The organism is Sutterella sp., from assembly GCF_052272535.1.
Taxonomy (GTDB): Bacteria; Pseudomonadota; Gammaproteobacteria; order Burkholderiales; family Burkholderiaceae_F; genus Sutterella.
This window is the reverse complement of record NZ_DAVZJY010000178.1, coordinates 1-5,050: the sequence shown is the minus strand read 5'-3', so window position 1 is coordinate 5,050 and position 5,050 is coordinate 1. Positions and strand designations below refer to the sequence as shown.

Sequence of the window (5,050 nt, the reverse complement as noted above, 5' to 3'; positions counted from 1 at the left end):
GAGGTCCGCGCCGGCGGCGGCGAAGCCGCCCGCCGAGAGCGCCGCGAAGGCGTTTTCGGGCGTGAGGCCGCCGGCGATGAAGAGGTTCGGGACGCCCGCAAAAGCGTCCATCAGCGAGAAGTCGAACGCGCGGCCGGTGCCGCCCGAACCGCGGGCGTCGGAGTTGTCGAGCACCGCGCCGGCGATGCGGCCCTCCTCCTCGAGCGCCAGGATCCGGCGGGCTAGCGCACGGGCGCCCGCCGGATCGAGCCCTCCCATGCCGAAGGCGGGGACGACGCGGGGCGCCCCGGGAGCGGCGGGGAGGTCGGCGACGTCCCCGTGGACTTGCACGAAGTCGAAGACCCCGGCCGCGGCTGCGCGGATCCTCTCAAAGTCCTCGGCGTCCGTGACGGCGAAGAGCTCGAGCGGAAGGCCTTCGGCTTCGGCGGCGCTGCGCACGGCGCGGGTGAGTTCAAGGGCGCGCTCGAGCGGCACGAAGCGCTTGGAGCGCGGCGCGCAGATGATTCCGACCGCGACCGCGCCCGCGCGGGCTGCCTCGAGGGCGTCCTCGAGGCGGGTGATGCCGCAGCACTTCGTGCGCCCGAAGACCAGTTCGCGCACGGCGCGCGACAGGTCGGGGGCTTCGGAAAGGGCCGATCCGCAGAGGAAGGCGTTGATCTGCGGGGCGGCCGCCTGCGCGAGCCCCATGTCGCGGTGCGTGCGGCAGCCCGATTCGGCGACCACCACGCGGCCGGCGGGCACGAGCCGGGCGAGCCTCGGCGCGCGGCCGAGGTCCACCTCGAGGGTGCGCAGGTTGCGGTTGTTGATGCCGATCACGCGGGCGCCCGCGGCGGCGGCATGGCGCACCTCCGGCTCCGTCGAGGCCTCCGTGAGGATCTCGAGCCCGAGACGGGCGGCGAAATGCGCGAGCCGCGCGTATCCGTCGTGCGAGAGGACGGAGAGCATCAGGAGCACGGCGTCCGCGCCCGCGGCGTAGGCCGCGAGGATCTGGCGCTCCGACACGATGAAGTCCTTCGCAAGGAGGGGCTTCGTGGTGAGGACGCGGAATTGGGCGAGCCGCTCAAAGCTCCCGCCGAAGTACTTCGGCTCCGTGAGCACCGAGACGGCGTCGGCGAAGCGCCCGTAGACGCGGGCGTATTGGGCGGCGTCGACTTCGGCGCGCATCAGCCCCTTCGAGGGCGAGGCGGCCTTCACTTCGAGAATCACGCGACGGCCGGGCCGTGCGAGCGCCGCTTCGAAGACGCCCGGACGACCCTGCGTCTCGACGCCGACCCGGGCGAAGCGCTCCGAGCGCGCGCGGCGGGCCGCGTCGAGCGCCGCGTCGGTGACGACGGGGAGCGTCGCCGCGCGCTCGAAGGCATGGGCGACGATGGGCGAGAGCACCGTGCCGTCGATCGACTCGACGTTGAGTTCGGGGCGGCTCCTCAGGGAGGCGGGGAGCGCGGCGGGCGCGGGACGCTCGAAGGGGTGGGCGGTCATTACGCGGCCCTCCGGGCTTCGGCGGCGTGACGGGATTCGGCGAAGGCGCGGTGCGCTTCGAGCACCTTGAGGCCCGCGCCGGAGGCGAGGGCCGCACGAGCGGCGGCGACGGCGTCGGGGAGCGTGGCGGCTCTGCCGCCCGCGAGAAGAAGGAGCGCGAGGTTCGCCGCGACGAAGTCGCGCTGCGCCGCCGTGCCGCGGCCGGCGAGAATCGCGCGGGTGATTTCGGCGTTGTCCTGCGGGTCGCCGCCCTGAACGTCCTCGATCGTGTAGCGGGCGGTGACGCCGAAGTCGGCGGGGGTGAAGGTGCGCCCGACGAGCTCGCCCGCGGCCGTAAGCTCCACGGCCGTGGTGAAGCCGTGCACGGCCGCCTCGTCGAGGCCGCAGCCGTGCACCACGAAGGCGCGCTTCATGCCGAGCTCCTTCAGGGTCTCGGCCACCGTCTCGAGGAGCGCCGGGTCGTAGACGCCGATCAGCGCATAGTCCGGGTGCGCCGGGTTCGTAAGGGGCCCGAGGATGTTGAAGAGCGTGCGGGTCTTCATCTGCGTACGCACCGGGCCGGCGAAGCGCATCGCCGGGTGGTAGAGCTGCGCGAAGCAGAAGCAGAAGCCCGTGCGGGCGAGGAGCTCCACGCTCTCTTCGGGCGTCGGACGGATCTCAAGGCCGAGGGCGGTGAGGAGGTCCGAGGCGCCGCTCTTCGAGGAGACGCCGCGGTTGCCGTGCTTGGCGATGAAGAGCCCGGCGCCGGCGGCGGCGATGGCGGCCGTGGTCGAGACGTTGATCGTCTGCAGGCCGTCGCCGCCCGTGCCGACGATCTCGCCCACTTCAACGCCGGCGGGCCGGGGGAAGTGCGTCGCGGCCTTTACCATGGCGCGCGCCGCGCCGCCGATTTCGGCGGGGGTCTCGCCCTTCATCTTGAAGGCGGTGAGGAGCGCGGCGAGCTCCACGGGTTCAAGGCGCCCTTCAAAGACGGCGTCGAAGAGGGTTTCGGTTTCTTGGGCGGTGAGGTTCTGCGCCTTGTAGAGCTTTTCAAAAAGGGCCTGCATGATGGACTCCGCAATGGAAATGAATGACGGGGGGCTGGGGTTGCTTTGGGTGTTCGATGGGCGCCGCGGCACCATCGGAATCCCCCCGTCTGCTCCACTTCTTTTGCGTGTCTGCCGCTTCTCTGCCGCATGGCCGTCTTCCTTGTCGCCCGTCCCCTTTTGGGAGGGCTTGAATCGTCTTCGCCGCGGCCCGCCAGTCCTTCAAGGCATCAAAAAAGCCCGCCGGACTCGAATCCGCGGGCTTTTGTCTTCACTCCACTTTGTGCGTCTGCTGTTTCTAGCGCGCACGAGGCCGGAGCACCCGCTCTTTCGAGAGGCGCCACCACCAATAGGCCGTCAGAACGGCGTTCGTGCGCGTGGACTGCATGATCGTGAAGTGAATGGTTCGGTTGAAGTTGACGCCGCGCTCAGACGCGCGGCCTGTGGTCAATCATGCCGCCGCGGGGCTGCGCGGCGCAATAGGCCAAACCGCCTAGAGGTAGACGGAAGGGCGGCCGGAGGGACGGCGTGCGTCGAGGTCAGTGCGGTGCCGCCACGGGCTCGAAGTCCTCCTCCTCGGCGTTCCAGAGGTACATGCTCTTCGCGCGGATGTCGTAGTAGAGCGCATGGAGCGAGAGCGTCCCCGCATCCACGCGCTCGCGGATCCAGTCGTAGGAGAGGAGGTTTTCGATCGAGAGCAGGACGGAGCCCTCTTCGGAGCGGCGCACGAGGGTTTCGAGCGGTTGGTCGGGCTCCTCGCGGCGCAGCTCCTCCACCACCGGGTGTCCGATCGCGGTCCAGCGGGCGATCCACTTTTCCCCGGCGATCTTTTCAGGGAAGAGCATCCCCTGCACGCCCCCGCAGTTGGAGTGCCCCATCACGATCACGTGGAGCACGTCGAGGTGCTTCACGCCGTATTCGACCGCCGCCATCACCGCGTCGGGGCGGCCGGCGGACTCGACGGACGGCACGATCGCGGCGATCGAGCGCACGACGAAGAGGTCGCCCGGGCGGCAGCCCATCAGAATCGCCGGGTCCACGCGGGAGTCGCAGCAGGCGATCACGAGCGTCTTCGGGTTCTGCCCGTGGGCGAGCCGGTCGAAGAATTCGTGCTCCTTGAGGAGGTACTCCTCGCGGAAGTTGTGGAAGCCGTGGATGAGCTCGTGAAAGTTGGCGGACATGACGCACCCGAGGGTTTTCGAGAATGTGGGTGCGCCATTATTTCACCGTGAGGCGCGCGGTGCGCGCCTCGGAAGGACGGGAATCAGGGCTCGATCACCTGCAGCTCCGAGATCTGGTCGAAGCGCCAGACGACGAGCGTCTTCGTGCGCAGGTCGTAGCCCGAGAGCGTCTCCTCGGCGGGAGCCATCTCGGCGAGCTTGAGGCAGGCGGGGCCCGCGGGGGTCGTGAGGCTCACGATCACGCCGCGGTCGTCCCACGCCTCGACGGCGGGGTGGTGGCGGACGGCGTCGCGGATCGCTTCGGCGAGTTCTTGGTCAACCATGGGTGTCTTTCCTTCGGGTGTCTTCTCTTCTCGGGCCGCCTTCATTGCGTGCGGTCTCTGAGGTGCAGTATGCCCGAGGAAAGGCCGCTTCGAAGGCGAGCGCCGTCTGCCGGAGGTCTTCCGGGAGAAGTGCAAGCACGCGGCTAAGCACGAAGTCGGGCACCGGAGCAGCGCCTTCGGCGACCGCGCCCGCGATCGCGGCGATCGTGTCGCAGTCGCCCCCGAGGGCGACCGCGCGGCGCACCGTTTCGAGCACTCCGTCGGACTCGAGCGCGGCTTCGAGGGCGATCGGTACGGTTCCGGAGCACGTGACGTCGTTCGGAATCGGAGGCGCGAGGGTCGAGAGGGGCGCGAGGGTGCCGAGCCCCGCGAAGCGCTCCGCCCAAAGCCCGCGGACTTCGGCGGCGCTTCTCCCATCGCGGAACCACCAGACGGCGGCGGCCGCGGCCTGCGCGCCCAGAACGCCTTCCGGGTGGTTGTGGGTCGGCATCGCCGAGAGGCGCGCGAGCTCGAGGGCTTCGTCGAACGACTGCGCCGCCCAGGCGCAGGGCGAGACGCGCATCGCCGAGCCGTTGCCGAGGCTGCCGTAGGCGGGCGCGTCGTCCATGAGCATCCAGCGGATGAAGCGTCCGCCGTAGCCCGCTCCAGCATGCGCGCGGGCGAATTCCCGCAGCCGCACCTCGACCGTCCGTGCGAAGCGCGCGTGGTCCACGCCGCCCCCGGGGCGCTTCGCGTCGATGAGCGCCTGCGCCACGGCGCAGGTGAGCACGCTGTCGTCCGTCGGGAAGGACCCGGCCGGGAAGAAGTTGAGCGCATCGGCGCCGCCCCGCCAAGGGTGGAATTCAAAGGTGCTGCCGAGGATGTCGCCCGTGAGGGCGCCGAAGACTGCCATGAGAAAGCTCCTCCAATGCGTCAAATATTGACGCAGATTCTACGCTCAACAGGATTGCCGCAGGAGTCCCCTTCCTTCAGGTGGGGGAGGAATGTGGCACGAATTCTCAAGATGAAACATATATCGGTGAGGATCATTTCCCGTCGTTGA

Annotated in this window: 6 protein-coding genes; all 6 read right to left on the bottom strand. The window is 69.7% G+C overall.

The window, feature by feature from the left end:
- Nucleotides 1-1,479: bifunctional indole-3-glycerol-phosphate synthase TrpC/phosphoribosylanthranilate isomerase TrpF (locus tag ACT6Y9_RS08590; RefSeq protein ID WP_443744233.1), on the bottom strand; the 1,479-nt coding region annotated here is incomplete at its 3' end.
- Nucleotides 1,479-2,525: an anthranilate phosphoribosyltransferase gene (gene trpD, locus ACT6Y9_RS08585; protein ID WP_443744232.1), complete on the bottom strand. Its 1,047-nt coding sequence runs from the start codon at nucleotides 2,523-2,525 to the stop codon at nucleotides 1,479-1,481. The genes trpD and ACT6Y9_RS08590, both read right to left, overlap by 1 nt.
- A 277-nt stretch (nucleotides 2,526-2,802) precedes the next feature.
- Nucleotides 2,803-2,955 carry a hypothetical protein gene (locus ACT6Y9_RS08580; RefSeq protein WP_443744231.1) on the bottom strand — a complete coding sequence of 51 codons (153 nt, stop codon included), beginning with the start codon at nucleotides 2,953-2,955 and terminating at the stop codon, nucleotides 2,803-2,805.
- An 88-nt stretch (nucleotides 2,956-3,043) separates the two neighbouring features.
- On the bottom strand, nucleotides 3,044-3,685 hold the full coding sequence (locus ACT6Y9_RS08575; protein ID WP_443744230.1) for a carbonic anhydrase: 642 nt from the start codon (nucleotides 3,683-3,685) through the stop codon (nucleotides 3,044-3,046).
- A gap of 83 nt (nucleotides 3,686-3,768) precedes the next feature.
- Complete coding sequence (locus tag ACT6Y9_RS08570) at nucleotides 3,769-4,008, bottom strand: hypothetical protein (protein ID WP_443744229.1); 240 nt, start codon at nucleotides 4,006-4,008, stop codon at nucleotides 3,769-3,771.
- Nucleotides 4,001-4,900 (bottom strand): ADP-ribosylglycohydrolase family protein, encoded by a 900-nt coding sequence (locus ACT6Y9_RS08565; protein WP_443744228.1) that lies wholly within the window; start codon nucleotides 4,898-4,900, stop codon nucleotides 4,001-4,003. The genes ACT6Y9_RS08570 and ACT6Y9_RS08565 overlap by 8 nt, the downstream gene beginning before the upstream one ends.
- Nucleotides 4,901-5,050 lie beyond the last annotated feature (150 nt).

Bases quoted from the DNA above. Each gene is read 5' to 3' on its own strand.
- ACT6Y9_RS08570 (WP_443744229.1), bottom strand. From the start codon at position 4,008: ATGGTTGACCAAGAACTCGCCGAAGCGATCCGCGACGCCGTCCGCCAC.
- ACT6Y9_RS08565 (WP_443744228.1), bottom strand. From the start codon at position 4,900: ATGGCAGTCTTCGGCGCCCTCACGGGCGACATCCTCGGCAGCACCTTT.
- trpD (WP_443744232.1), bottom strand. From the start codon at position 2,525: ATGCAGGCCCTTTTTGAAAAGCTCTACAAGGCGCAGAACCTCACCGCC.
- ACT6Y9_RS08575 (WP_443744230.1), bottom strand. From the start codon at position 3,685: ATGTCCGCCAACTTTCACGAGCTCATCCACGGCTTCCACAACTTCCGC.